Raw genomic sequence first — 23607 nt, 5'->3', positions numbered from 1 at the left:
CGTAGGCTCTGGGCATGCCTGAGCTGACGTCGGATGTGGTGGTGATCGGCGCCGGGCTGATCGGTCTGGCAACCGCGTGGCGACTGGCCGCGGACGGTATCCAAGTGACGGTCTGCGACCCGACACCGGGCGCTCAGACCTCCAACGTCGCCGCCGGCATGCTCGCACCGGTCACAGAGGTCGAGTACGGCGAGGACGACCTGCTCGCGCTCAACCTCGCATCCGTGAACGCCTGGCCCGCATTCGCCGAGGAACTGGAAGAACTGACCGGACAGCCCGCCGGCCTGCACCGGACCGGCACACTGTCGGTCGCGTATGACGTCGACGACGCAGCGGCGCTCCGCAGGCTCGCCGACTACCAGCGGCGGCTCGGACTCGACGTAGAGGAGCTGTCCGGCCGGGACGCCCGCCGTCGCGAGCCACTACTCGCAACAGGTGTCTCCGGCGGCGTATGGGTCCCCGGCGACCACTCCGTCGACAACAGGCAGGCAGTCGCCACTCTCCTGCGCGCCGTCGACCTCTCAGGCGTCAAACTCATCCGCCAGCGCGTCACTCGCGTCATCACGTCCGGTACGACGGCCGTCGGCGTACTGCTGGAGAACGGCGACACCGTGCACGCCGGTCACGTGATCGCTGCCACCGGACCGTGGTCGTCACAGCTGGACGGCGTACCCGACGAGCTCCGTCCGCCGGTGCGACCGGTGAAGGGTGAGGTACTCCGGCTTCGAGTGCCCGAGGCGTACCGTCCTGCGCTGCAGCACACCGTCCGAGCGACTGCGCGCGGCTTCTCGGTCTACCTGGTGCCGCGGCCTGGTGGCGAGCTCGTCGTCGGCGCGACCACCTCCGAGCTCGGTTACGACACCCGTGTCTTGGCGGGTGGCGTGTTCGCGCTGCTGCGCGACGCCAGGACCGTCCTGCCGCTCATCGACGAGCTCGAGCTGGTCGAGGCGATCGCCGGTCTCCGTCCCGCGACTCCCGACAACGCGCCGATCCTCGGACCGTCCGGCCTGGATCGGTTGCTCTGGGCAACCGGCCACTATCGCAACGGCGTCCTGCTGACGCCGGTCACCGCGCAGGTGCTGGCCGAGACCGTCCGCACCGGGACGCTGCCGGATCTCGCGAAACCCTTCCTCGCCGGCCGGTTCGGGCACTGACTCACAGTTGCCTGCAGCAACCGGAATGCTTGTGAACGACAACAATGTAGTTCAGCCTTGAATTGTAAACATTGCATTACAGGCGTAACACGTACCCCATGGCCCCCTGTTGTCACATCCGTACCAGCCCTTACGGTCAACAGGACGTCACACGGGGAGATGGTTGCCATGCACAAGGTCTTACGGGTGCTGAGCGGGCTCGCCGTACCGGTCCTGACCGCGGCGGTGATCACCGCCGGCTCGCCCGGCTTCGGCGCGTACAAGGTGAAACAGGGTGACACCCTCAGCCACATCGCCGGCCGCTACGGCACGTCGGTCAAGACGCTGGTCGCCCTGAACAAGCTGCCCGGCAACGGCAACGCGATCTACGCCGGCGAGGTCCTGAAGGTCCCTGCCAAAGGCTCGACCACGCGGACCGCTCAGCCGGCGAAGCGCTCCCAGCTCGGCCGGGTGACGTACGTCGTCAAGCGTGGCGACACCGTCTCGAAGATTGCGAAGCGATTCAAATGCTCCCAGGCCAACCTGCTCGCCGCGAACGGGCTGCGCTCGGGCGACCACATCTACGCCGGCAAGCCGCTGCAGGTCCCGGTCAAGCTGCACCCCAAGAAGCCGGCGAAGAAGGCACGCACCGACAACACGTTCGCCGGCCGCACGTACGCCGACCACATCGTCGCGCAGGCCAATCGCAACCGGGCCATCTTGAAGAAGCGCAAGCTGCCGACCCGGACACAGATGCGGTCACTGATCGTGACGACCTCGAAGCGGTATGGCGTGGACCCGCAGCTCGCCCTCGCGGTGAGCTGGCAGGAGTCCGGCTGGAAGCAGCGTGTCGTCTCCCCCGCCAACGCCATCGGCGCGATGCAGGTGATCCCGTCGACCGGAACATTCGCCTCGAGCATCGTCGGCCGGAGGCTCGACCTGCTCAAGCCGCAGGACAACGTCACCGCCGGAGTCGTGCTCCTGAGCCGGCTGACCGGCGCGGCCCGCCTCGACCTGGCCGTCGCCGGCTACTACCAGGGCCTGGGCGGCGTGAAGAAGAACGGTGTGTATCCGGACACGAAGCTGTACGTCCGGAATGTGCTCCGGATCAAGGCTCAGCTCGAACGCGGGTGGGACCCGCTGCGGTGAGCCTGGCCCGGTGACGCTGAGGCGTTATCTACACTCTCTGAGCAGAACGTTTGGAGAGGCGGCTCACCGCAAGTGACGGACGACGTGGACACGCAGGTCAGCGATCGCCTCGTCGGGCGAATGCTCGACGGCCGGTACCGCGTGGACGCGCGTGTTGCGAAGGGCGGCATGGCGACCGTCTACCGGGCCCTCGACACCCGGCTGGACCGCACCGTCGCGCTCAAGGTGATGCACGACGGACTCGGGGACGACGCCCAGTTCGCCCGCCGGTTCGTGGCCGAAGCCCGGGCCGCCGCCCGCCTCTCGAACCACAACGTGGTCGCCGTCTTCGACCAGGGTGACGACAACGGCACGCTGTTCCTGGCGATGGAGTACGTGCCGGGCCGCACGCTACGTGACGTCATCCGCGAGCAGGCGCCGCTGTCCCCAGCCCGCGCGCTCGACCTGCTCACCCCGGTCCTGTCCGCACTGTCGGCCGCTCACGACGCCGGCATCGTGCACCGCGACATCAAGCCCGAGAACGTGCTGATCTCCGACAAGGGCGTTGTGAAGGTCGCCGACTTCGGTCTGGCCCGTGCGGTCAGCGCCAGCGGCAACACCGCCACGCAGGGCCTCCTGATGGGCACAGTGTCGTATCTGGCGCCTGAGCTGGTCACCGACGGCAGTGCGGACGCCCGCTCGGACGTGTACTCCGCCGGCATCCTCCTGTACGAGTTGCTCACCGGCAACAAGCCGCACTCCGGCGACACCCCGATCCAGGTCGCGTACGCCCACGTCCACGCCGACGTACCCGCGCCGTCGCTTGAGGTGCCCACCATTCCGCCGTACGTCGATGCGCTCGTGCAGCGGGCGACTGCGAGGGACCGGGACCTGCGGCCGACAGACGCGCGGGTGTTCAGCCGGCAGGTGCACCGCGTACGCAGTGCGCTCGAGGAAGGGCTGCCGGACGACCCGGAGCTGACCGGTGACCTGACAGTGCCGATCCAGCAGATCCGGCAGGACAGCGGGTACGACGACGGCTACACGCGCGGAGAGGCACTGCTGGAGGTCGAACCGCTCCGCCACGACACCATCGTCGTACCCGTGGACCGTGGTCGTCCGACCGGCGCTCCGGCCAAGCCACCAGCCGCACCCGCTCAGCAGCGGCGCCGGAGTCGCGGCCCGATCGCACTGATCGTCATCCTGGCCGCGGCGATCGCCATCGGCACCGCAGCCTGGTACTACGGCATCCACCGGTACACCACGACGCCCAACCTGGTGAGCATGGTGCCCGCTGTCGCCGAAGCGGAAGCGGCGAAGTCGGGGCTGCATACGAGTCTGGACAATCAGGACTACTCCGAAGACGTGCCCAACGGAGCAGTCATGCGGACCGACCCCGCGGCGGGCGATCGGATCCGCAAGAACGGTGATATCGGTCTCACCGTGTCGAAGGGTCCGGAACGCTATCGGGTGCCACAACTGGTCGGTCTGCAACTGGACGCCGCCCAGCAAGCCCTGTCCCCGATCAAACTGATCACCGGGCAGATCAGCGAGCAGTACAGCGAGACCGTGCCGCAAGGCCGGGTGATGGCGATCAGCCCGCGGTTCAACACGGTCGTGAAGCCGGGCACCGCGGTCAACTTCGCGGTCAGCAAGGGCAAACGGCCGATCACCGTGCCCGACTGGACCGGCAAGTCCTACCACGACGCGAGCAAGGCGCTCCGCAAGCTCGGCTTCACCGTCGGCCGGACCACGCAGTACGACGAGAAGGTCGCCGAGGGCAACGTGATCAGCCAGACGCCCAACAGCGGGACGCTGTTCGCCAAGGACAAGATCACGATGGTGGTCTCGCTCGGCCCGCCGCTGGTCGATGTACCGGACGTCAAGCGGAAGAGCACCGCGGACGCGCAGAAGATCCTCACCGATGCCGGCTTCAAGGTGACGGTGCAGAAGGCTCCGTTCAACCTCGGGTTGAACATCGTCGCCGCGCAGAGTCCGGGCGCCGGCAAGAAGGCGCAACCGGGCAGCACGGTCACCATCACAGTGCTCTAGCGCGTTTTGCCTTCTGCTGAAGGCTTCTGATCTGATGAGCGGCGTGAACCACCCGCGGATCGCCGTCCTCGCCCTGCTCGCGGTCGCAGCGGCGTGGGGGTCGACGTTCTTCCTGACCAAAGATCTGCTCACCAGGATGGACGTCGCCGACTACCTGGCGTTGCGATTCCTGATCGCCTCGGTCGCGCTGGTGCTGATCCATCCCCCGGCGATCTCGAAACTGAGCCGCCTGGACCGCGGCCGGGCCGTTGCCCTCGGCATCACGTACGGCATCGCACAGCTCGTCCAGACCGAGGGCCTGCGGCACACCTCGGCGAGCGTCTCCGGCTTCGTCACCGGCATGTACGTCGTCTTCACCCCGCTGCTGGGCGCGGTCATCCTCCGGCACAAGATCGGTCGCTGGGCCTGGTTCGCCGTGATCCTCGCCACGGTCGGCCTCGGCGTCCTGTCCTTGCGCGGCTTCACGCTGGGCACTGGTGAGCTGCTGACGCTGGCCTCTGCCGGGCTCTATGCGCTGCACATCATCGGGCTGGGTGCGTGGTCGACACCGAAGAACGCGTTCGGCCTGTCGACGCTGCAGATGATCGTCATCACGTGCGTATGCGGGATCGGCGCACTGCCCGGCGGGTTCTCTGTGCCGAGCTCCGGCCGGGACTGGGCCGCGGTGGTCTACATGGCGCTGGTTGCCGGAGCGCTCGCGCTGATTGTGCAGACGTGGGCACAGGCACACCTGACTCCCACGCGGGCCGCGATTGCGATGACAATGGAGCCAGTGTTCGCCTCGACGTTCGCAGTACTGTTCGGGTCCGACAGCCTCACGTGGCGGATGCTGGTCGGTGGAGCGTTGGTGGTGTCCGCGATGTACCTGGTCGAGCTGGCGCCGCGGCGTAAGTTCGAGGCGGAAGTGCAGCACCTGGCTCAATAGGAGGGCACCATGCGCGACGGCGGCCGGCACAGCTGGTTCCCGTACGCCGTCATTGCCCTTCTGCTCGCGATCCTGGCCGCCGGGGCCACCAGCAACCTGATCCGCAACCCGCAACCTCGCCTGGTCGCCGACGGCATCCCCGGCCGTACGGCAACCCACGCCGACTCGGCCCTCGGCAGCGGGCAGTACGGCGACCTGGTCCGGCACGCACTGGCCGATCTGGACGGTCTCACGCTCCCCAACGGCGCGACCTTGGCCGGCTGGAACGGCCCATGGCGGTACGTCTGGCCGCGCGACGCGTCGTTCGTCGCCGTCGCCCGGTGCGCGATCGGTCAGTACGACCAGGCACTCGACGTACTGGCGTTTCTGGATCGCGTGCGACCGTCGACGGGACGGTGGGAAGCGCGGTACACCGAGACCGGCGGGCGGGTCGACGACGGCCGTGCGTCACAGCTCGACGGGTCCGGGTGGGTGCTGTGGGCGACGTGGTTCTGCCGTGCGGGTGACAGGTACTGGGAGATGGTCCGGGAGTCGGCCGACCAGATCGTCACCGAGCTCGCGCCGGACGGATTGCCCGGACCGTCGTCGGACTACTGGGAGCGGCGCGAGAAGAAGTTGACTCTCGGCACGGTCGCCCCGCTGCTGACCGGGCTCCGCTCCGCGGTCCGGATCGCCACCGATCAGCACCACCCGGCTGAGGCGACCCGCTGGCAGGCCGCGCTCGAAACGTTGTCGGCGGCAACCGATCGCGTCTTCGGACCGGACTACCCCCGCACTCCGGCTGCGTCGACCAGCTTCCTGGAACCAGGTGTCGAACCGGTCGGCATCGGCGGCGGGGCGGACGCGATCGTGACGGTGCTCGGTCCCCCGTTCGCACCCGCGCGCGCCGTCGTGTCGACCGCGATCGACCGAGCCCACGCCGTACTCACGCAGCCCAACGGCGGCGTGACGCCGGGTGAGGATTGGCGTACGGACGGGGTGTCGTGGACGCCGCAGACCGCATTGTTCGCGCTGAGCGCGGCGGCACGCGGGGATCGGGCCACGGCGAACACCCTGCTGTCCTGGCTCGATCAGCACCGGACCAGCACCGGCGCGTTGCCGGAAAAGGTGAACCGGGATCTGGAGCCGGCCGGCGAGGCGCCACTCGCGTGGACCGCAGCCCTCGTCGTCCTCGCCGACACAGCTCTCCAGAACCCTTTGCCTACGCCTTGAGCGGTTTCGGGGGCGCCGGCTAGCAGATCTCCATCACGTCGTGAGTCGGGGTGTCCGGTCGCGTCGTACTCGTCTTGCCCGAGTAGAAGAACGCGGTCGAGGAGATGTCGTCCTGGAGCGGCAGATAGCGGCCGCCGGAGCGCCAGCCGAGGGCCTGGACGTCGACGCGCAGCTTCTCCTTGAACCGGATCGGGTCCGGCAGGTGGAAGCGATACATGCCGAAGCGTTGCTGGCTCTGGTACTGCCCGTCCGGGCGGATCACCTGCGGCATACCGAGGTACGGCGTACTGAATTCGGTGTAGCCGCCCAGGTGAGGTACGTCGAAGTTCCACGCGCCGCCGAAGTAGTCCTCGGTACCTGTGCCGCAGATAGTCGGGAACTCGTCGTCACCGTCCAGGTAGAACTTCACCTCGCCCTCACCCCACCACCCGGTGCTGTTGACACCCCAGGCCAGGTAGGTGCCGACGTAGTGCCCTGGCCCCTCCACGCCGTCCAGCAGAGTGTGGACCGTCTTCGACTCGAGCGGATTGCTCCGCCGCCACTGCGCGTGCAGGTATGCCGATTTGTCGGGCACTGCGCCGAGCCAGTAGTCCACCTGGAAGTACACGACCACCTTCTCGTCGTGCGTGTTCTCCAGCGTGAACGTGGCGTGCTCCTTGAACGGCATCTCCCAGTAGCAGTTGAAACCGCCGTTCGGGTTCACCGCGACGGGCAGCGAGCTGACCTGCGCGAACTTGCCCCAGCCGGAGCAGAAGAAGTCGCCGACCGGAGTCTCGATCGCCGGCGCGGTGTCGCCGTCCCAGAACCCGCGCAGCACCAGCCGGCGCCAGTGGTCGACGTGCGTGGTCAGCCAGATGTGGGTGACACAGCCGGAGCCGGCGATATCCGCCAGCGTCGCGGTCTCCCCCGGCCCGATCTCGATCGACGGCGAGACCTTCCACCCCTGACCGAGATCCCGGGCCGCATACGCCCCGGTCCCCTCGGTCCGCCGCCCGCCCTGACCGGGCTCACCGGTCGGGTTCTCCGCACTGATGGACCGCGACTCGACATCGGCGAGCGCACTGATACCGGTGAGATTCCCAAGAGTCATGCCCGCGACCCTAGCGGTCATCAGGCCGAGGAGAAATCGATTGCCCACGCCATGGACGCACAGATATATGCCTGATGGGTTATATTCAGGGTATGGACAGTCGGCGTGGGACGGTGTTCGGGACCGAGGACGGGCGGGTGGCGATCAGGTTCGTGCGGTTGTTGCCGCATCCGCCCGAGAAGGTGTGGCGGGCGATCACGGATCCTGGTCAGTTGTCCGCCTGGTTCCCGGCTGTCGTGGAGCTGGACGTGCCGGCCGGCGCTGCGCTGTTGTTCGGCGTGACCGATGAGCAGCGTCGGCGGTACGGGATGAGCGAAGGCTCGAGCGGCCGGATGCTGCGGAACGAGCCGCCGTCGGTGCTCGAGTACGAGTGGGCCGGTGAGATCCTCACCTGGGAGATCACCGGTACGACGGACGGCAGCCGCTTGGTCTTCACGAATGTGCTGTCCGATCCCACCGCCGCCGGTCCGGCCGCGGCCGGCTGGGAAGCCGGCTTGGAGGTAGTCGAGGCTCAGCTCGGCGGCCGGCCGATTACCTGGAACCCTCTGGATCGCGCTGAGGAACTGGCCTCGCGCACTTAACGACAGGACGTATACGTGTACTACACCGTCGACTCCCGCCTGGGAGTCGTCGATGGTAGGCAGCATGGGCCACTACCTCCTGTCGTTCGGTACACCTCAGCAGGGGCGGACCTTGGCGGTGAGGCCGGTGAATGAGACGCAGGCCCAGGGGCGGCCTTGGTCGCGCTTGGCGCGGACGATGACCGGGAAGGCGTCCGCACCGTGGACCTGGGGGCTCTTCGCGGTGGCGAAGGAGCCGATGGCGCCGCCGCGCGCCTCGGCCGCGGTCTTCACGTTCGCGACCGTGACGCTGCTGCTGGATGCCTTCTCGGCCGCGTTCTTGGCGTCGGTCGCGACCTGCAACGCGAACTTGATCTCCGGCGGTTTCGACCAGGTCGTCTGCGACACCGGGATGATCAGCCCGAACATCGCCAGCCCGATCGCCGTGATGATCTGCCGCAGCCGCCGGGTCTGATCGGTCAGCAGCAGTGCCGCGCAGCAGATCGCGAGGAAGACCGTGAGCCCGCGCAGGATCCAGTGCCGGTCGAGCCGGCTGTCCACCGCGAGCCCGGCCCCGACAGCGATCACCAGGCAGAGCACGGCCGCACCGAGCGCCTGGGCCCGTGGAGACAGAGATGGCATGGCGCAGACGATAGACGTTCACCGTTCGTCGCACGCTAGCGGCCGTTGGGCGCGAGGCGCGCCGGTCAGGATCGTGCCGCGCTGACGGTCCTGGCAGATTCGGTGAGGTCCCACCGCCCCCTAGGGATTGGATCCGGATCATGACCGAGAACCCTGGATCGTGGAGCATCTCGCGGCGTCGCGCGCTGCAGCTCAGCGGAGGAGTCGCCGCAGTCGGCGCCGTGCAACTGCCGAACCTGCCCGCTCGAGCCGCCGGGAATCAGGCAGTACTCCGGGAAGGCACCAACATCATGGTGTCGGTGTCGCCGGACGGGAAGTGGCTGGCGTTCGACCTCGTGACGGCGATCTGGGTGACGCCGGCCGCGGGCGGAGCCTCGCGCCGGCTCACCGATGACCTGCAGGACGCGACCCGGCCGCGCTGGTCGCCGGACGGGAAGTCCATCGTGTTCCAGTCCTATCGGGACGGGAACTTCCACCTGTGGACGATCCGGCCGGACGGCAGCGGACTCCGGCAGTTGACGAGCGGACGGTACGATGACCGCGAGCCGCACGTCACGCCTGACGGCCGGTCGATCGTGTTCTCGTCGGACCGCGGTGGCAGCTACGGGATTCATCGCCTGGATCTCGCGACCGGCGCGATCACCCCACTCACCGACGAGGCCAGCGAGGAAGCCGAGCCGGCGGTGTCCCCGGATGGTACGAAGGTTGCCTTCACCGTCGATGCCAGCTCGATCGTGCAGCTCGACCTCGGGACAGGCGCCCGTACGACGCTTGTCGCCGCACAGACGGGAATCAGTGTGTTCGGGCCGTCGTACTCACCGGACGGGAAGCTCGCCTACGTGCGGCTGACTGGTCCGACGTGCGATCTTGTTGTGGATGGCAAGCAAGTGACGACCGGCAAAGATGTGTTCGCGCTGCCGCCGTCCTGGACGTCCGCGGGCCTCTTCTACACCGCGGACGGCACGGTCCATCGCTACCAGGGTGGCGTCGTACCGTTCGAGGCGACTGTTCCGGTGACGTCGAAGCGGCCACGGCCGAAGGCGCCCGATCTCGAGTCTTCCGGACAGCACGCGGTCCGTGGGATTGCGAGTCCGACCGTGTCGCCGGACGGCAACTGGATCGCGTTCCGCGCGTTGAACGCGCTCTGGTTGATGGAGTCTGGTGAGGCGCCGCGCAAACTGGTTGCTGACGGCTACTTCAACTCGGATCCGGACTTCTCACCCGATGGCAAGAAGTTGCTGTACGCAAGCGATCGCGACGGTACTGCGGATCTCTGGCTGCACGACATCGCTTCTGGCGTGGACACCAAACTGTCGGGCCTGCCGGGCGCCCAGACCGCCCCACGCTTCTCTCCCGACGGACAACGGATCGCCTACCAGGACCAGGACGGGATCGCCTGGGTGCTCTCCATCGCGTCCGGTGAGGTCCGCCAGGTCACGCCGACGCTCTTCCAACCCGGCCGGGTCAGCTGGTCGCGCGACGGTCGCACCCTCGTCCTGGCTGCGGTGAAGCCGTTCTCCAAGCGATTCCGCGAGGGCACGAGCCAGCTTCTGTACGTCGATGTCCAGACCGCCGCACTCGAGTACGTCGAACCGATGCCGTTCCGCTCGCTCGCCACCCGCGGTGACGACGGCCCGGTCTTCTCCCCGGACGGCAAGCACCTCGCCTTCGTCGTCGAGAGCCTGCTGTACGTCGTACCGGTCGACGCCCGCGGCCGGTTCACCGGCTCGCCACGTGCGATCACGAGCGAGGTCACGGACTCGCCGGTCTGGCAGGACGCTCACACGCTGCTCTACCTGTCGAACGGGAAGTTGCGCAGGACAACGATCGACGGCGGCCGGCCGGAGACGATCCGGATCGATCTGTCCTACCGCCGGGCGACGATCAACCAGCACGTCACGATCCACGCCGGAGCGCTCTGGGACGGCCGGTCGACCTCGCTGCGGCGCGACGTCGACGTCGTGCTGGACGGGTCGCGGATCGCCGCCGTACGTCCGCATCACGGCCGTGCCGACGTCGACGCGTCGAAGCTCACCGTGATGCCGGGACTCGTTGATGCGCACAACCATTGGCATCTGCGCGGGCGAGCGTGGGGTGCGCGGCAAGGGAACCTGTGGCTCGCCTATGGCATCACGTCGACGCGGTCGCCGGGCGATCCGGCGTACCAGATGCAGGAGACGCGCGAGGCACTCGTGAGTGGGGCGTTGCGCGGGCCGCGGTACTTCGCGACGGGCGAGGCGATCGACGGGTCGCGGGTGTACTACAACTTCATGCGGCCGACGTTGTCCCTGCGGCAGCTCGGTCTGGAGCTCGATCGGGTCGAGGGGCTCGCGTACGACTTGGTGAAGACGTATGTGCGCTTGCCGATCGAGTACCAGCGGCGGGCGATCGCGCTCGTGCACCGGCTCGGGCTGCAGTTGTCGTCGCACTACCTCTACCCGGCCGAGCACCTCGGGATGGACGGGATGGAGCACACCGGGGCGACCAACCGGCTCGGGTACTCGCACACGGTCAGTCGGCTCGGGCGCGCGTACGCCGATGTGGTCACGCTGTTCACGCGGGCCGGGCTGTCCGTGACGCCGACGCTGTTCAACTCGACGATGGCGCATGTCGACGATTCGTCGCTGCTGACGGATCGGCGTACGACGACGTTGTATCCGTCGTGGGAGTACGCCGCGTTGATGGCCGAGGTGAACACTGCCCGTGGACCTGCCGGCGTCACGACTCGCGAGCTGCTGCGCGGGAACGTCGACATGGTGCTGCGGATCCATCGCGGCGGCGGGCTGGTGATCTCCGGGACCGATACGCCGTTGGACAACATGGCGGTCTCGCTGCACGCCAATCTGCGATCCATGGTGGCCGGCGGGTTCACGCCGTACGAAGCTCTGACCACGGCGACGCGCAATCCAGCGCGCTGGCTTTGCCTGGAGGACAAACTCGGCGTTGTGAAACCCGGAGCCCAGGCCGATCTGTCGTTCGTGGTCGGGGATCCGCTCGCGGACATCCGCGCGGCCGCCGCCGTCTCGCAGGTCGTTGTCGCGGGCAACCTCTACACGGTCGACGAGTTGCTGGCGCCTTACCAGGCCGGCAACCGGAATGAGCCTGCGGTCCGGGTGATCGACGCCCCGCAGCCACTCACCCGGGAGCAGGCGCATGCCCACGACGACACCTACTGGTGGCACGAGCCCGAGTGGCTCCATCGCGCCTGTTGTGAGGGTTAGAACGTGGTCGTGAGTTCCTGGGTCTGCCCGGTGGCGGCGGCGCGGTAGGCGGACTCGATGATGTCGATGACGTGGCGGGCGTGTTCGGCGGTGACAATGGAGGGCGTGCCGTCGCGGACCCAGTCGACGAGCTGCATGACGTCCTCGTAAACGTGCTGCTCCTCGATATCGCGGTGGGCGCCGGTGACGTGCGGGAGGAGCGCCTGGTTGCCCGGCCCCCGCGGCGCGAGCTCGGCGGGGTCGCGGTTGGGGAAGTCGAACGGTTCCCCATTCAGCAGCAGGCCGTCGATCGTTCCTTCCGTGCCGTAGTACGCGCCGCCGAAACCGCCGCGGATCGGTCCCGCGGCGGTGCCGGTGGCGACGCAGTACACGTTGTCGCCGAAGTCGATCAGCACGATGGTGTTGTCGTCGGCATCGGTCTGTACGTCGACGCCTCCGCTGCTGCGCACGGGGATCCGTACGCCGGACATCGCCGTCACGCGCTTCGCCGTACCGAGGATGCCGGTGACGGTGTGCAGCGCGTAGACGGTCATGTCGTACATCGGGCCGCCGCCGGGTTTGCGGAAGTACCACGAGGGGTCGATGTTGCTCAGTACGTCGTTGCCGCCGCGGACGGACTCGTTCTCGTGGTACGTGCCGAACGACGCCCCACAGCTCACCCACGACAACGTGCCGATCGCGCCCTCGGCGATGAGCTCACGCGTCCGGATGTGGTGCGGACGCAGCATCTCCCCCGGCGAAGCAACGATCCGCAGGTCGTTGGCGGCCGCCAGCTCGATCAACTCGGTAGCCTCGGCAACGGTCAGCGTCATGGTTTTGTTGAAGTGCACATGCTTGCCGGCCTGCAGCGCGAGCTTCCCCTGCTCGTAGTGCAACCCGATCGGCGAAGCAATCGTCACCGCGTCCACATCACCCCGAGCCAACAGCTCCTCGTACTCCGTGAACCCTTGCCCCACTCCGAACTTCTCCGCGGCAGCCTCCGCCCGTCCTGGTACGGGATCGCACACGGCCGCGAGCGTCACCCGCCCCGCCAGATCGGGCTGGGACAAATGCGGCAGGATCCCCCGCACCGAGATGCTGCCCGCCCCGACCACACCCATCCGCACCGAGTCCGCCATACGAGTAATCCTATGAACGAATGCCGCGCTGTGCGCTCAGCCGGTGAGTCCGGCAGCAATCACTCGGCCGCCGGAGCGGCTTGAGCGACCTGCACACTCCGGTCGGATAGGTTTCGGCGACATGAGCGATGTCGAGCATGTTGTTCTCATCCATGGGACCTGGGGTCGCGGGAGTCACTTCCATGAGGCCCGCGCCGCGTTCGAAGAGCGTGGGTTTGTGGTTCATACGCCGACACTGCGTCATCACGAACTGTCCCTCGAGGACGGCGCGGCGCAGATCGCGGGGCTGAGCCTGACGGACTACGCCGACGACCTGGTCGAGGTGTGTGAGTCGCTCGACTCGCCGCCGTTGATTCTCGGGCATTCGTTGGGTGGGTTGCTGGCGCAACTCGTCGCGGCGCGGACCGAGCACGCCGGTCTGATCGGCGTCTGCCCAGCTCCGGCGGCCGGGATCTTCGCTATCTACCCGTCGATGAGCCGCCTGTTCCTGAGCCATTACCTCCAGGCACGCCCGTGGACCAAGCCGCTCCGTCCGACCTGGGAGAAGTTCCACGTCGGCGGCCGGATCACGCAGACGGAGGAGGACTCCCGCGCGCTCTTCGCCGACCTCGTCTGCGAATCGGGCCGCGCGTACTGCGAGATGGCCTTTCCTCAGCTCGACCGTCGCAAGGCGTCCCGCGTCGACTACTCCACGATCGACGGCCCGGTCCTGATCTTCGGCGGCGCCCAGGACCGCACCGTCGTACCAGCGGTCTGCCGCGCGACCGCCGCGAAGTACCGGAACGCCACCTACCAGGAACTCCTCGACGCCGACCACATGATCCTGTTCGGCGACATCCTCCACACCACGATGAGCCACATCGACAACTGGCTCATGACCAACAAGTTGACCCCCTCGAGCCCCAGCTAGAGCGGGTCGGAGACGGCGAGTGGCGGGCCCATGAACTCGACCCAGTTGGCTCGCCCGATTGCGGCGAGCTCTTCGGGGTCCACCGGGTGTGACATCTCGGCGGCCTGCTCGAAGAACCGCTCGAGACCTGACGGACTGGTGATGATCAGCAACAGTCCCACCGTGTCGCCGACGTTCTGGAACGCGTGCGGCATCCCGCGGGGACCGAAGGCCATGCCGCCGGTCGTCGCTCGCAGCATCTGGTCGCCGGCCTTGAACCGGAAGGCCCGTCGATGACGTACCAGACCTCGTCCTCCCGCAGGTGAGTATGAGCCGCCGGACCGTCGCACGCCGGGACTTCGACCTCCACTCATCGGTGGCTGTCGACAAGGATTTCAGCGATTGATGCTGATGCCCAGCGCCGCGAATCGGTCCCTGAGATCATCGACCCACTCCTGCGGGGTGCGGTGATCCGGCAGCGGTACGCCCTCCTCGCTCCGCCACAACGCGTCCGCGAGCGCCGTACGGAGATGCCACGCCATTGCCCGCTCGACCGACAACTCTCGCCCGGTGATCTGCGCGTAGTGGCGGATGGTGGCCGTCAGCAACTCGACGCCCGGACCAGTTCCGGGAAACGTCCGCAGGTCGTACTCCGGAACAGCGAGACCCGCCGTCTCGAAATCCACGACCACACGGAGCTTCCCGCCGTCCCACACCTGATTCCCACCGTGCAGATCCCCATGCACCAGCACCTGCGGACCCGGCGTCCGCAGCACGTCATCCGCCCAGTCGCACCAGCTGATGACATCGGCGCGCTGATCCGGACGAGTCCATCTGGGGAACTGCTCCCGCAGTACGTCGGTCGTGGCCGGCTGCAACGACGCGGCCGGATAGTCGTGCCCTGCTTGGTTGTGCAACTCGCCGAGAAACTCAGCGAGCTGGCGTCCGACCTGGTCCCGGTCCAGTGAGTCCACGACGTCGAACAACGCCTCACCCGGCACCAGCCTTGTCACCAGCAACACCGGATCGGTGCTGCTAGCAACTACTTCCGGCAGAAACGGAACCGCCGGCCTCAGCGCTGCCAGCACTGCGATCTCATGCGCCAGCCTCAACGCCGCAGGCTGCGACCACGCAAACTTCACGACGTACCGCCCGCCCACAACTGCACTGGCCGACCACCACAGCGGGTCGTCCCCCACCGATTCCCGAACCACCACCGAGTGCCCGCCAAGCCCAACCTTTCCCAACGCCTCCGCAACCGCCTCCGCCGACCCGTCCTCCAGCCATCTCACTCCACCGAGACTATCCACCAAGCCATACTGACTTCACCGCGTTTGGAGGTGCGCTGATGACTGAGCCGCAGCACGACGCTCGACGGCCTGGGTTGAAGGTCCAGCGCACGATTTCCTACTGGCACCTGCAGGCCCGACTGACAGGAACTCTCCCGCCTCTAGCCGAGGCCGGGGGCGCCGTCCGGCCAGGCGGCTATGCAGACCTTGTTTCCGGCGCGGTCGGCGAGGATCCAGGCGCCGGGAGCGGTGGAATCGTCGACGATCCGGCCACCGGCAGCGAGGGCCGCGGCCAAACGGTTCTCGGCCTCTTCGCGGGCAACTGACACGTCGACATGCATCGCGTGCCGGAGCGACTTGTTCGGGTCCAGGTCCTGCATCCAGACGGTCGATCCGTGGCCCAGCGGGTCGACCGCGTTGTCGTAGTCCAACTCGGCGTACCCAAGCACCGCCCGCCAGAACCCGACGTCGATGGCATCCGGCTGAGCCGCCACGGCAAACGAAACCTCCTGCGCCAGGCTCCGATCAGCCTCCGCGCCGTGCGCTCGAGCTACCGCCGAAACCGCCCGAGCCACCTCGACATGCGCCTCTTCCAACCGAAAGACACCACGCATCAACCGCACAGTGAGCTGGCGATCGGTCAAGGTCAGGATCACGTCCGCCCCGGCAACCTGAGCCACCGCCTCAGCCAACCGCGCCGCCTCAACCAGCGACGCCACCGGGAAGACCGCCACCGCCCCTCCGTGCAGCACCACCCAGTCGCCCCCGCCCTCCGCAGCCAGAAACCGCTGCCATCCCTGCTCGCTCAAAGCCAACTCCCAACGTCTTCACGGCGTAACGGTGATCTCCAACGGTCCCGACAACACGAACCTCTCCTCGGTCTGCAACAAGACAACCAGCTTCCACTCCCCCGGCGGAACCGCATATCCCAACTCAAGAACCACCGAGGCCGTACCAATCAAGACAGACACGGGCCGGCTCTGCTGAGGCTCGATCGGGAGTCCGCGGCGTCCCGCATTGCGCGGTCCTGCATACCGACCGACGACGTTGCCTGCGCGATCGGTCACCGTCGAAAGCAGGTCTCGCGAGGTCATCAACATCTGCGTGTGATCGGCGCGATTCGTCACCTTCAACTCCTCGTGCGCGTACCGTCCGGACCGAACCGACAGCGGACGCACGGCCTCGACGTCGAGCCCAGCAGCGTCGGCAGGGACTCCCGGCAGCTGGAGCGCGGACTTACTCGCGACCAACTCTCCGCCCGGAAAGGTCATCGCCCCAACCTGCAGATCCACCACATCGCCGTACTTCGCCTTCAGCGTGCCCGCAATCTCGGTCGCCCAGGCCGCCAGCACGATCCGGAACCGCCGCTCGGACCGCCGTTCGGTGTGGGGATTCGGCCACACCACGAGCGCGCCCGGCGACTCCTCACCCAACCGCAGCAGGTCCCCCCGCAGACTCTCCCAGCCCGCCATACCTCGACGATACCGAGACCGGCGGCCGCCCAGTACGCACTGCGCATCCTCAAGGCGCCTGTGCGGTCGTTACGACGTAAGGCGGTCGGCTTCGGCCAGCAGCAGATTGCCGAAGGGCTGGAAGCCGATGCTGCAGGCGTAGACGCCGCTGAAGACTCGGTGGATGGTTCCCCATTCCCAGATGGCGGTGGCATCCACGCCCGTACCAGAAGCCAGTTGGTCGGTCCGCGCTCGGAGGTCATCGCCGAGGCCCGGATTCGAGCGCACGATGGTGCCGAGGTCGCAGGCTGGCTCGGCCCGCAGCCCGGCTGGATCGATCAGCTTGTAGCTGCCGTCACTGGCTTGCAGGGCGTTCATCTCGTGGATATCACCGTGGACCAGAACCGCGGACCGGTCGTCGTGGGCAACCCGACGACGATGCATGCACTCCAGCGCATCCGCCACAGTGGCCGGCGAACATGGTCGCCCCGCCTGTTCCCATAGCGTTGGAAGCCGATCGGCGTACTGCTCAGCCAACTTCGCGCCGGTTGGAAGGTCAATCTCGGGATCGATCGGACGCCAGAGGCGAAGCGCCACTTCGCACAGCAAGGTGAGGCGGGTTGCAGGGTCGGCGACAATGTCATACATGGGAGCTCCAAGGCGCTCCAGCAGAAGCGCTTGCCGACCCAGGTCTTCGCGCAACAGCCTGGCGCATCCGTCTCCGTTCGCCAGGCGCATCACGGTGGCCTCGTGACCGACGTCGCGACCTGGCACACCGATCTTGAGGACCGCCGGAGATCCGTCGGCAAGCGTCACCTCGACGACCAGCGCCGCGTGACCACCCGCGAGGCTGGACCCGATGATCAGAGACCACTCCTGAGCCAGCGAGTCGACCACGGCCGGCAGCTCGTCGAGCCAGGATTCGTTCCCGTCGGCAATGACCGTCTTGCGGACCTGGTCGGGAATGTCGAGGCTCATGCCGCCAGCCTAGTTAGCGAAAGCCGCTCCGAATCAGGAGAGGTTGCAATTCATGGGCCCGAGGCAATCTCTGTGAATGAATCGTGGCACTGCGCGGGTTCTGGTGTCACACTGACCTCATCCCGGGGGGACGGGGCGGGAGCGGCGGACGGCTGGCCCGATGCCGTCGCGGATGGCGTGATCGCCATCGGAGCAAGGGGGCGACATGGACAAGGTGCTGAAGGCGTTGGGAGCCTATTCGGCGGTGGTCGGCATTGTGGCGCTGGTGACTGGGAAGGACAGCTGGAGCGGCAAGTTCAGCGAGATCTTGTGGCTTCTGCTGAGCATGTACATCGCTCTGGTTCCGACCGCGCTGATTGTGGCGGGCATCAGCAACCTGCCGAAAAATGTGCTGGACGTGGACAAATGGAGTGATGCTCAGGCGATCTTCGCAGCGGGCGCAGTCAACTTGGGCCTCGCCTTCGTGATCCGGTACGCCGTCCTGGACCCGGGCACCAGGACGCCGAGCACGGGCTCGGCGGTCGCAGGGGCGGTCCTTCTTGCCGTTCCTTTCGTGCTGATGACGTTCAGGAGTTTGGGCGCACCGGCGAAGGCGTAGTCGCTAGCGCGGTAACCTGCTTCATGGCTGACATCAAAGACCTCCCCAGCCTGCTGACAGCCATCGCAACAGGCGACCGACGGGCCGTGACGGCAGCGCTCGACGCCGTACCGTCGCTGGTCACGGCACGCTTGGCGCGCCCCGACGAGTTCTTCATCGACCGGTGCCATGCCCAGCTGTACGAAGGCGACACCGCGCTGCACGCCGCGGCATTCGCGTACGACGTCGAGCTCGCTCGTGAACTGATCGCGCGCGGTGCCGACATCGGCGCTCGAAACCGACGCGGCTCAGAACCCTTGCACGCCGCAGTCATCGGCGTACCGGGCTCAACGAACTGGAACCCAACAGCTCAGCGAGCTGTGATCGAGTTGCTGATCGCAGCAGGTGCCAACCCGAACGCGACCGCCGCCGGCGGCGTCACTCCCCTGCATCGTGCAGTCCGCAACCGCTGCTCAGCCGCCGTGGATCAACTCCTCCGCGCAGGCGCCGACCCACGCCTGCCCAACGATCACGGCTCGACCCCTTCGGACCTCGCCCACCTCACAACCGGGCGCGGCGGAACCGGCTCGGCGGAAGCAAAAGCCGAACAGCAGACCATCGTTGCCCTCCTCGACAAAGCCACGACCGGGCGCTGAACCCTCTTCGTCGCCAGGGTCAGTCTGTCTGCGATAGCAGATGGGTACTTGAAGGCTACTTCCGCCCGATCCTTCGAAGGAGCACTCAATGTTCGCGATCATCGCCGCCGTCATCTTCGGGTTGGCCCTCATTCTCGACTGGGCCAACGCCAGCGTCAGTGACGCCTTCACCCCGCAGACCTTGCTGATGGCCGGCCTCCTGTGCATCGCACTCCACCTCGCCGGCATCGGCGCAACCCGCCGCTGGGGCCGCCGCCGCTGACCGACACAGTCCACAGCCTCCTGTTGAGCGGGATCGTGGCATCGGGGTTTGGCTCGAAGGTCACGGTTGAGTGCCAACAGGAGGCGAGGTCGCCCGGACCCGGGCGTGTGCGTTTGTAATGGCGAGGTGAGTTGGTCAGCGCCCCCGGATCCACGCGTGTTGCATGGCTTCTCCGACGCGCCCTCCCACAAGATCTTCATTACGGTGGGGTGGTGCGCGTCGGGCGTGTTCGCAGTCCTCGGATTTCTTGGCGTGATGATGCTGGGAGTCCCCTCCGACCCCTGCACCCCGGACGCGACCGGGTGTGGCCCCGAACCCACAACTTTCGCCGCAGTCGGCGCGGCACTTCTGGCCTTGGCCGTGGCCGCGGCCGGGTGGTCAGTCTTCTGGCACCTCCGGGATAAGCGCTATCGCTTCCATCCTCCGCCGAACTGGCCGCCCACTCCCCCGGGTTGGCAACCGCTCCCAGGCTGGAGCCCACCACCCACATTCCCAAAGGCCCCCCAGGGCTGGAACTTCTGGCGCTGAACCATGGATCTCCTTCACGAATTCCCACGTGTTCCTGAAAGCCTGCCCCTGCTACGGGTGCAAGACAGTCATCAGCGGCTGGCTTCGTCATCGGCGCCGCCTTGGCTGACACCCTTGCGCCGGTCGTCGCCGAGCTGGCCGGACAGGAGGCGGCGTACATCGCGCAGGCCGACTAGGCGACGGCGCCGTACCTGCCGCTGCCGAGCATGGTTCCCTGAAGGGGGTGGTTGGTATGCGTTATGAGGAAGGTCCGGCGATGGCTTCACCAGATCTGCCGGTCGTCCGGCAGTGGGTCGAACGCAATCCGGACGCGGACGCCAGGCTCACGGAGACCGTCGAGCATGGCGGTGATCGGGTGGTCCTGATCATCAGCATCCCGGTGCAAGAGGAGATGCTCCGGGCGCGGCGTGAGATCCCACCGCTCGTGCAGTACGCCGACTTGTTGCGCTTCAGGCGCTGGAAGCCGACGGAGCAGGAAACCGAATGGACCCTGCAATGGGTGCTGGGTCTCATGCGCAGGCAGGAAGACCTCCGCCTGCCGACCAAGGTCACCTCAACGGGCCCACACCCGGTGTCCGGACTAATCATGATCTCGCTCGACCGCATCGACCCCACCTACGCAGCCGAGCTCGAAGCCCGCGGCAACGGCCTGGTCTTCGTCGTCCCGGACCCGGAGAACCCCGTCCCGCTGTCCGTTGCGCACGGCTGGTGGCCCCCAGACCGAGTCCCGCATGCAGCAAGTCCGACCTGGGTCACGGTGGAGAAGCCACGCGCCGACCTCCCGTGATGAAAGCGTCGAACAGCTCGCGCAGGAAGACCGCTGGGATTCGAATGATGTAAATTCCTCTGTCACGCCTCGCAGTGCTGAGCCCTGTCGATGGTGGTCGATGCTCGGATCGTGCGGCGCCGAGGAAACGGGGGCCTTGTTGTCCGAGTACATGAGGCGCATCGCGCCGGCGATCTGGCCCGTGCTGCTCACGGCAGTGATCACAGGTCCACTGCTGGCGCCGGGTTTTGTCGTCAGTTACGACATGGTGTTTGTGCCGGATCTCTCGGTGCGGCTGGATCTATTCGGAGTTTCAGCGGCGATGCCGCGGGCGGTGCCGTCGGATGTCGTCGTGGCCGTGCTGGACGAGCTCGGTGGCGGGCAGTTGCTCAACAAGGCCGTCCTGGTCGCGATCCCCTTGCTGGCCGGGCTCGGGATGACCGTGCTGTGGCGGGAGCTCCGGCTTGGTGGCTGGCCGGCTGGAGCCGCGGCGACGACGCTGTACGTCTGGAATCCCTTTGTGGCCGAGCGTCTCCGGCTCGGCGCGTGGGCGCTACTTCTCGGGTACGCCGCTCTGCCTTGGCTGGTCCGGGGTGCGATCAGGTTGCGTGAGGGGCGGGGGTGGGCCGGATTCGTCCTTGCTTCGGCGCTGTGTGCCCTGACGGCGTCGGGTGGTGTGGTGGGTCTGCTGGTGAGCGGTGTGGTGTTGCGCTGGCGACCAGGGGCTTACAGTCGATGGCCGTTGGGAGTGGCCTTGCTGCTCAACGCACCCTGGCTGGTGGCCGGCATCACGCACTCCGGCCTTGCGACCGACGGCGCCTCGGTGTCCGCCTTCGCAGCTCGGGACGAGGGCTACGGAGGGACGCTCCCGACGCTGCTCACGCTGGGCGGGGTGTGGAACGCGGACGTCGTTCCGGCCGGCCGGGGCGAACCGCTCACGGTCGTGCTCGTGTTCGCGATGCTGCTGATGTCGCTGGCCGGCGTTTGGCTGTGGTGGCGCAGAGACCATTTCGCCGGTGCGTTGGTGGTACCTGCGATTGTGGCGCTGCTCATCGCTCTGGCCGGAGTCGTCGTACCGGGTCTGTTCGCACAGGTGGTCCAGCACGTCCCGGGTGCCGGGCTGTTTCGCGATGGTCAGCGCTACCTGGCGCCGCTGGTGTTGCTCGAGGCAATCGGCTTCGGTGTCGCTACCGCGTGGCTGCAAGATCACGTCAGACCCAAGGTAGTGGTCGGCCTCACCACGGCGCTGCTGCCGGTTGCTGCATTGCCTGCCCTGGCCGGTGGCGCGGGCCTCCACGTGTCGCACTACCCGGACGACTGGCGCCAGGCGAAGCAGGCAGTGGCCGGTCGCTTCATTCCCTGGCCCTTCGAGGCCTACCGCGCCCCCTCCTGGAACGGCTACCGTCCGGTGCTCGACCCGATGCCGCGGTACTTCGGTGCGCAGCCGTCGATCGTTCCGGACGAGCTGATCGTCGGCGGCCGCCGGCTCGGTGGCGAGGACCCACAGGCAGCAGACATCGCGAGCGCCCTCCGGAGCGGGACCGACCCGGCACCGGTCCTGTTGCGGAACGGCGTGGGCTGGATCGTCGTCGACCGCGCGGCCGGCGGCCCGGCGCCGGACACACTCATCCGGGGGCTCACGAAAAGGTTCGAAGGCCCGACGGTCGCGGTCTACCAGGTCGCCGGTACGCCGATCCCGCAGCAGCCACCGGTCTGGCGGACGGTGAGCGTCCTGCTGGCGTGGGGGGTCGCCGTACTGACCTTGCTCCTGGCCCTGGTGTCGGTGGGACGGCGTTGTTACTCTTCGGTTCACTTGATCGGGAGGGGACGCTTTTCATGGGATCGCTGATCGGTGCGGCTATCGCCGTGCTCGCCGGACTCGCAGTGGCTACGACGACCGTTGTCGGGGTGGTTCAGTCGGTGAAGGACGACCCCGCGCCGCCGCCTGGTCAGACCCAGGGGCAGGCCGACGTCCCGATCGTGAACTACGGCTCGAAGTAGGCCTCAGCAGTCCGTCGAACGCCCGAGCGGCCGCGGGCCAGGTGAACCGGCCCGCTCCCGCCAGGGCCCCGGCCGACAGCCGCTGCCGCCGTACGGCGTCCGCCAGCAACGAGGTGACAGCCGCGGCGAACTCGGCAGGGCTGTCGACCAGCACACCGGAAACCCCGTCGTGTACGGACTCGGTCGGCCCACCAGCACTGCGGTAGGCAACGGTCGGTACTCCGTGCCCGGCCGCCTCACCGACGACGAGACCCCAGCCCTCCTTCAGGCTCGGCAAGGCGAGCACCCAGGCCTCGTCGTACGCCGCGTGCTTGTCGGCCTCGCTGACGTGCCCGCGGAACTCGACAGCCTCGGTCAGCCCGCACGTCTCGACGTACGCCCGCAGCGAGTCCTCCCACCATCCGGAGCCGACGACGATCAGCCGTGCCTCTGGCAATGTCTGGCGGGCCACCGCGATCGCGTCCACCGCGTGCTCGAGCTGCTTGTGTGGAACGATCCTGCCGACGCACACCACCGTCGGCACGGCGGCTTGCGCGCGCTGCCGCGCCGGTGCCGGGTCGGTTCCGTTATGTACCACGGTGATGTTGTCGATGCCGAGGCCGGCAAGCTCGTCGCGAGAAGCCGAAGACACTGTCACGTAAGGACAATCGGCGTACAACGTTGGTGCGACCCTCGACTCCAGCCACCAGCCGAGCCGGCCCCGCCAGCCCGGGTAGACGACTTGCCACTGCTCGCGGTGGACGTGGTGGACGAGGACGACGACGGCTCGCCGCACCAACCGGGTGAAGAACGGCAGCCCGTTCTGGACGTCGACAACGCGGTCCGGCCGGTGCAGCCAGGTGTACAGCAGGCCGTGCAGGTACACGGTCACCTTGGTGCCGCGATACACAAACTGAACCTCGCCACGGCGGGCTTCTCGCGGACTTCCTGGGTACGCCGCGCACAGCACGGTCACTGTCCAGCCCAGCATCGCAAGCCCACGGGCTACCTCCTCGACGTAGCGTTCCGAGCCACCGCCTTCCGGATTCGTCGTGTCACGCCAGTTCAGCAACAGCACGCTCTGCGGACGCACCTGATCAGCCCCACCCTCTGGTCACCTCCCCCGAGGTATGGGCGCGGACGTTACCAA

At 67.4% G+C, this 23607-nt stretch carries 23 protein-coding genes; 14 read left to right on the top strand and 9 right to left on the bottom strand.

Annotated elements, in window-relative coordinates; genetic code table 11:
• Positions 1-14: 14 nt before the first annotated feature.
• From thiO to EV653_RS04565, 5 genes are all read left to right on the top strand, one after another.
• Entirely contained in the window at positions 15-1154 is a 1140-nt protein-coding gene (gene thiO / locus EV653_RS04585; protein ID WP_134098235.1) for a glycine oxidase ThiO, read from the top strand.
• A 168-nt stretch (positions 1155-1322) separates the two neighbouring features.
• Positions 1323-2282, top strand: a complete 960-nt coding sequence (locus tag EV653_RS04580) for a lytic transglycosylase domain-containing protein (protein WP_238159563.1) — start codon at positions 1323-1325, stop codon at positions 2280-2282.
• Positions 2283-2354: 72 nt separating this feature from the next.
• On the top strand, positions 2355-4313 hold the full coding sequence (gene pknB, locus EV653_RS04575; protein WP_134098231.1) for a Stk1 family PASTA domain-containing Ser/Thr kinase: 1959 nt from the start codon (positions 2355-2357) through the stop codon (positions 4311-4313).
• A gap of 34 nt (positions 4314-4347) precedes the next feature.
• The gene (locus EV653_RS04570; RefSeq protein WP_134098229.1) at positions 4348-5238 is read left to right on the top strand and encodes a DMT family transporter; all 891 of its coding nucleotides are present in this window, start codon (positions 4348-4350) and stop codon (positions 5236-5238) included.
• A 9-nt stretch (positions 5239-5247) separates the two neighbouring features.
• Positions 5248-6450 carry a glucoamylase gene (locus EV653_RS04565; RefSeq protein WP_134098227.1) on the top strand — a complete coding sequence of 401 codons (1203 nt, stop codon included), beginning with the start codon at positions 5248-5250 and terminating at the stop codon, positions 6448-6450.
• A 19-nt stretch (positions 6451-6469) separates the two neighbouring features.
• Here the strand turns inward: EV653_RS04565 and EV653_RS04560 are convergent, their stop codons facing one another.
• Positions 6470-7540: a glycoside hydrolase family 172 protein gene (locus EV653_RS04560; RefSeq protein ID WP_134098225.1), complete on the bottom strand. Its 1071-nt coding sequence runs from the start codon at positions 7538-7540 to the stop codon at positions 6470-6472.
• A gap of 92 nt (positions 7541-7632) precedes the next feature.
• On the opposite strand from EV653_RS04560, the gene EV653_RS04555 reads away from it, so the two are divergent.
• The gene (locus EV653_RS04555) at positions 7633-8121 is read left to right on the top strand and encodes an SRPBCC domain-containing protein (protein ID WP_134098223.1); all 489 of its coding nucleotides are present in this window, start codon (positions 7633-7635) and stop codon (positions 8119-8121) included.
• A gap of 96 nt (positions 8122-8217) precedes the next feature.
• Here the strand turns inward: EV653_RS04555 and EV653_RS04550 are convergent, their stop codons facing one another.
• Entirely contained in the window at positions 8218-8742 is a 525-nt protein-coding gene (locus EV653_RS04550) for a hypothetical protein (protein WP_134098221.1), read from the bottom strand.
• A gap of 140 nt (positions 8743-8882) precedes the next feature.
• Between EV653_RS04550 and EV653_RS04545 the strand changes: the two genes are divergently transcribed.
• A complete protein-coding gene (locus tag EV653_RS04545; protein WP_134098219.1) occupies positions 8883-11963 on the top strand; it encodes a DPP IV N-terminal domain-containing protein in 3081 nt (1026 codons plus the stop codon).
• On the opposite strand, the gene EV653_RS04540 is transcribed toward EV653_RS04545, so the two are convergent.
• Entirely contained in the window at positions 11960-13081 is a 1122-nt protein-coding gene (locus EV653_RS04540) for a Gfo/Idh/MocA family protein (RefSeq protein ID WP_134098218.1), read from the bottom strand. The two genes, EV653_RS04545 and EV653_RS04540, sit on opposite strands and share 4 nt — an antisense overlap.
• A 121-nt stretch (positions 13082-13202) precedes the next feature.
• Here EV653_RS04540 and EV653_RS04535 point away from each other — a divergent pair, with 121 nt between their 5' ends.
• The gene (locus tag EV653_RS04535) at positions 13203-13991 is read left to right on the top strand and encodes an alpha/beta hydrolase (protein ID WP_134098216.1); all 789 of its coding nucleotides are present in this window, start codon (positions 13203-13205) and stop codon (positions 13989-13991) included.
• Here the strand turns inward: EV653_RS04535 and EV653_RS04530 are convergent.
• From EV653_RS04530 to EV653_RS04510, 5 genes are all read right to left on the bottom strand, one after another.
• On the bottom strand, positions 13988-14230 hold the full coding sequence (locus EV653_RS04530; RefSeq protein WP_134098214.1) for a hypothetical protein: 243 nt from the start codon (positions 14228-14230) through the stop codon (positions 13988-13990). The two genes, EV653_RS04535 and EV653_RS04530, sit on opposite strands and share 4 nt — an antisense overlap.
• A gap of 135 nt (positions 14231-14365) precedes the next feature.
• Positions 14366-15262 carry a phosphotransferase family protein gene (locus tag EV653_RS04525; RefSeq protein WP_202871479.1) on the bottom strand — a complete coding sequence of 299 codons (897 nt, stop codon included), beginning with the start codon at positions 15260-15262 and terminating at the stop codon, positions 14366-14368.
• Positions 15263-15420: 158 nt separating this feature from the next.
• On the bottom strand, positions 15421-16068 hold the full coding sequence (locus EV653_RS04520) for a VOC family protein (RefSeq protein WP_134098212.1): 648 nt from the start codon (positions 16066-16068) through the stop codon (positions 15421-15423).
• A gap of 18 nt (positions 16069-16086) precedes the next feature.
• Positions 16087-16731 (bottom strand): hypothetical protein, encoded by a 645-nt coding sequence (locus EV653_RS04515; RefSeq protein ID WP_134098210.1) that lies wholly within the window; start codon positions 16729-16731, stop codon positions 16087-16089.
• Between the two features lie 69 nt (positions 16732-16800).
• Positions 16801-17688, bottom strand: a complete 888-nt coding sequence (locus tag EV653_RS04510) for an aminoglycoside phosphotransferase family protein (protein WP_134098208.1) — start codon at positions 17686-17688, stop codon at positions 16801-16803.
• Positions 17689-17893: 205 nt separating this feature from the next.
• Between EV653_RS04510 and EV653_RS04505 the strand changes: the two genes are divergently transcribed.
• The 6 genes from EV653_RS04505 (at position 17894) to EV653_RS42665 (ending at position 22478) form a co-directional block, all read left to right on the top strand.
• On the top strand, positions 17894-18286 hold the full coding sequence (locus EV653_RS04505; RefSeq protein WP_134098206.1) for a hypothetical protein: 393 nt from the start codon (positions 17894-17896) through the stop codon (positions 18284-18286).
• Between the two features lie 23 nt (positions 18287-18309).
• Entirely contained in the window at positions 18310-18921 is a 612-nt protein-coding gene (locus EV653_RS04500; RefSeq protein WP_134098205.1) for an ankyrin repeat domain-containing protein, read from the top strand.
• Between the two features lie 88 nt (positions 18922-19009).
• On the top strand, positions 19010-19183 hold the full coding sequence (locus EV653_RS40980) for a hypothetical protein (RefSeq protein ID WP_166679290.1): 174 nt from the start codon (positions 19010-19012) through the stop codon (positions 19181-19183).
• 784 nt (positions 19184-19967) lie between these two features.
• Entirely contained in the window at positions 19968-20498 is a 531-nt protein-coding gene (locus EV653_RS04495; protein WP_134098204.1) for a hypothetical protein, read from the top strand.
• A 151-nt stretch (positions 20499-20649) separates the two neighbouring features.
• The gene (locus EV653_RS04490) at positions 20650-22326 is read left to right on the top strand and encodes a hypothetical protein (protein ID WP_134098203.1); all 1677 of its coding nucleotides are present in this window, start codon (positions 20650-20652) and stop codon (positions 22324-22326) included.
• The gene (locus EV653_RS42665; protein ID WP_370357225.1) at positions 22218-22478 is read left to right on the top strand and encodes a DUF2613 family protein; all 261 of its coding nucleotides are present in this window, start codon (positions 22218-22220) and stop codon (positions 22476-22478) included. Before EV653_RS04490 ends, EV653_RS42665 begins: the two co-directional genes overlap by 109 nt.
• Here the strand turns inward: EV653_RS42665 and EV653_RS04485 are convergent.
• Entirely contained in the window at positions 22366-23550 is a 1185-nt protein-coding gene (locus EV653_RS04485) for a glycosyltransferase family 4 protein (RefSeq protein WP_238159562.1), read from the bottom strand. The genes EV653_RS42665 and EV653_RS04485 overlap by 113 nt on opposite strands.
• Positions 23551-23607 lie beyond the last annotated feature (57 nt).

Origin of the sequence: Kribbella pratensis (assembly GCF_004365355.1) — a bacterium.
Lineage (GTDB): Bacteria > Actinomycetota > Actinomycetes > Propionibacteriales > Kribbellaceae > Kribbella.
This window is presented reverse-complemented; position numbering and strand designations above follow the sequence as displayed.

Bases quoted from the DNA above. Each gene is read 5' to 3' on its own strand.
- EV653_RS04495 (WP_134098204.1), top strand. From the start codon at position 19,968: ATGGCTTCACCAGATCTGCCGGTCGTCCGGCAGTGGGTCGAACGCAAT.
- EV653_RS40980 (WP_166679290.1), top strand. From the start codon at position 19,010: ATGTTCGCGATCATCGCCGCCGTCATCTTCGGGTTGGCCCTCATTCTC.
- EV653_RS04500 (WP_134098205.1), top strand. From the start codon at position 18,310: ATGGCTGACATCAAAGACCTCCCCAGCCTGCTGACAGCCATCGCAACA.
- EV653_RS04545 (WP_134098219.1), top strand. From the start codon at position 8,883: ATGACCGAGAACCCTGGATCGTGGAGCATCTCGCGGCGTCGCGCGCTG.
- EV653_RS04530 (WP_134098214.1), bottom strand. From the start codon at position 14,230: ATGCTGCGAGCGACGACCGGCGGCATGGCCTTCGGTCCCCGCGGGATG.
- EV653_RS04505 (WP_134098206.1), top strand. From the start codon at position 17,894: ATGGACAAGGTGCTGAAGGCGTTGGGAGCCTATTCGGCGGTGGTCGGC.
- thiO (WP_134098235.1), top strand. From the start codon at position 15: ATGCCTGAGCTGACGTCGGATGTGGTGGTGATCGGCGCCGGGCTGATC.
- EV653_RS04510 (WP_134098208.1), bottom strand. From the start codon at position 17,688: ATGAGCCTCGACATTCCCGACCAGGTCCGCAAGACGGTCATTGCCGAC.
- EV653_RS04550 (WP_134098221.1), bottom strand. From the start codon at position 8,742: ATGCCATCTCTGTCTCCACGGGCCCAGGCGCTCGGTGCGGCCGTGCTC.
- EV653_RS04560 (WP_134098225.1), bottom strand. From the start codon at position 7,540: ATGACTCTTGGGAATCTCACCGGTATCAGTGCGCTCGCCGATGTCGAG.
- EV653_RS04515 (WP_134098210.1), bottom strand. From the start codon at position 16,731: ATGGCGGGCTGGGAGAGTCTGCGGGGGGACCTGCTGCGGTTGGGTGAG.
- EV653_RS04570 (WP_134098229.1), top strand. From the start codon at position 4,348: ATGAGCGGCGTGAACCACCCGCGGATCGCCGTCCTCGCCCTGCTCGCG.
- EV653_RS04555 (WP_134098223.1), top strand. From the start codon at position 7,633: ATGGACAGTCGGCGTGGGACGGTGTTCGGGACCGAGGACGGGCGGGTG.
- EV653_RS04565 (WP_134098227.1), top strand. From the start codon at position 5,248: ATGCGCGACGGCGGCCGGCACAGCTGGTTCCCGTACGCCGTCATTGCC.
- EV653_RS04580 (WP_238159563.1), top strand. From the start codon at position 1,323: ATGCACAAGGTCTTACGGGTGCTGAGCGGGCTCGCCGTACCGGTCCTG.
- EV653_RS04540 (WP_134098218.1), bottom strand. From the start codon at position 13,081: ATGGCGGACTCGGTGCGGATGGGTGTGGTCGGGGCGGGCAGCATCTCG.
- EV653_RS04490 (WP_134098203.1), top strand. From the start codon at position 20,650: ATGAGGCGCATCGCGCCGGCGATCTGGCCCGTGCTGCTCACGGCAGTG.
- EV653_RS04535 (WP_134098216.1), top strand. From the start codon at position 13,203: ATGAGCGATGTCGAGCATGTTGTTCTCATCCATGGGACCTGGGGTCGC.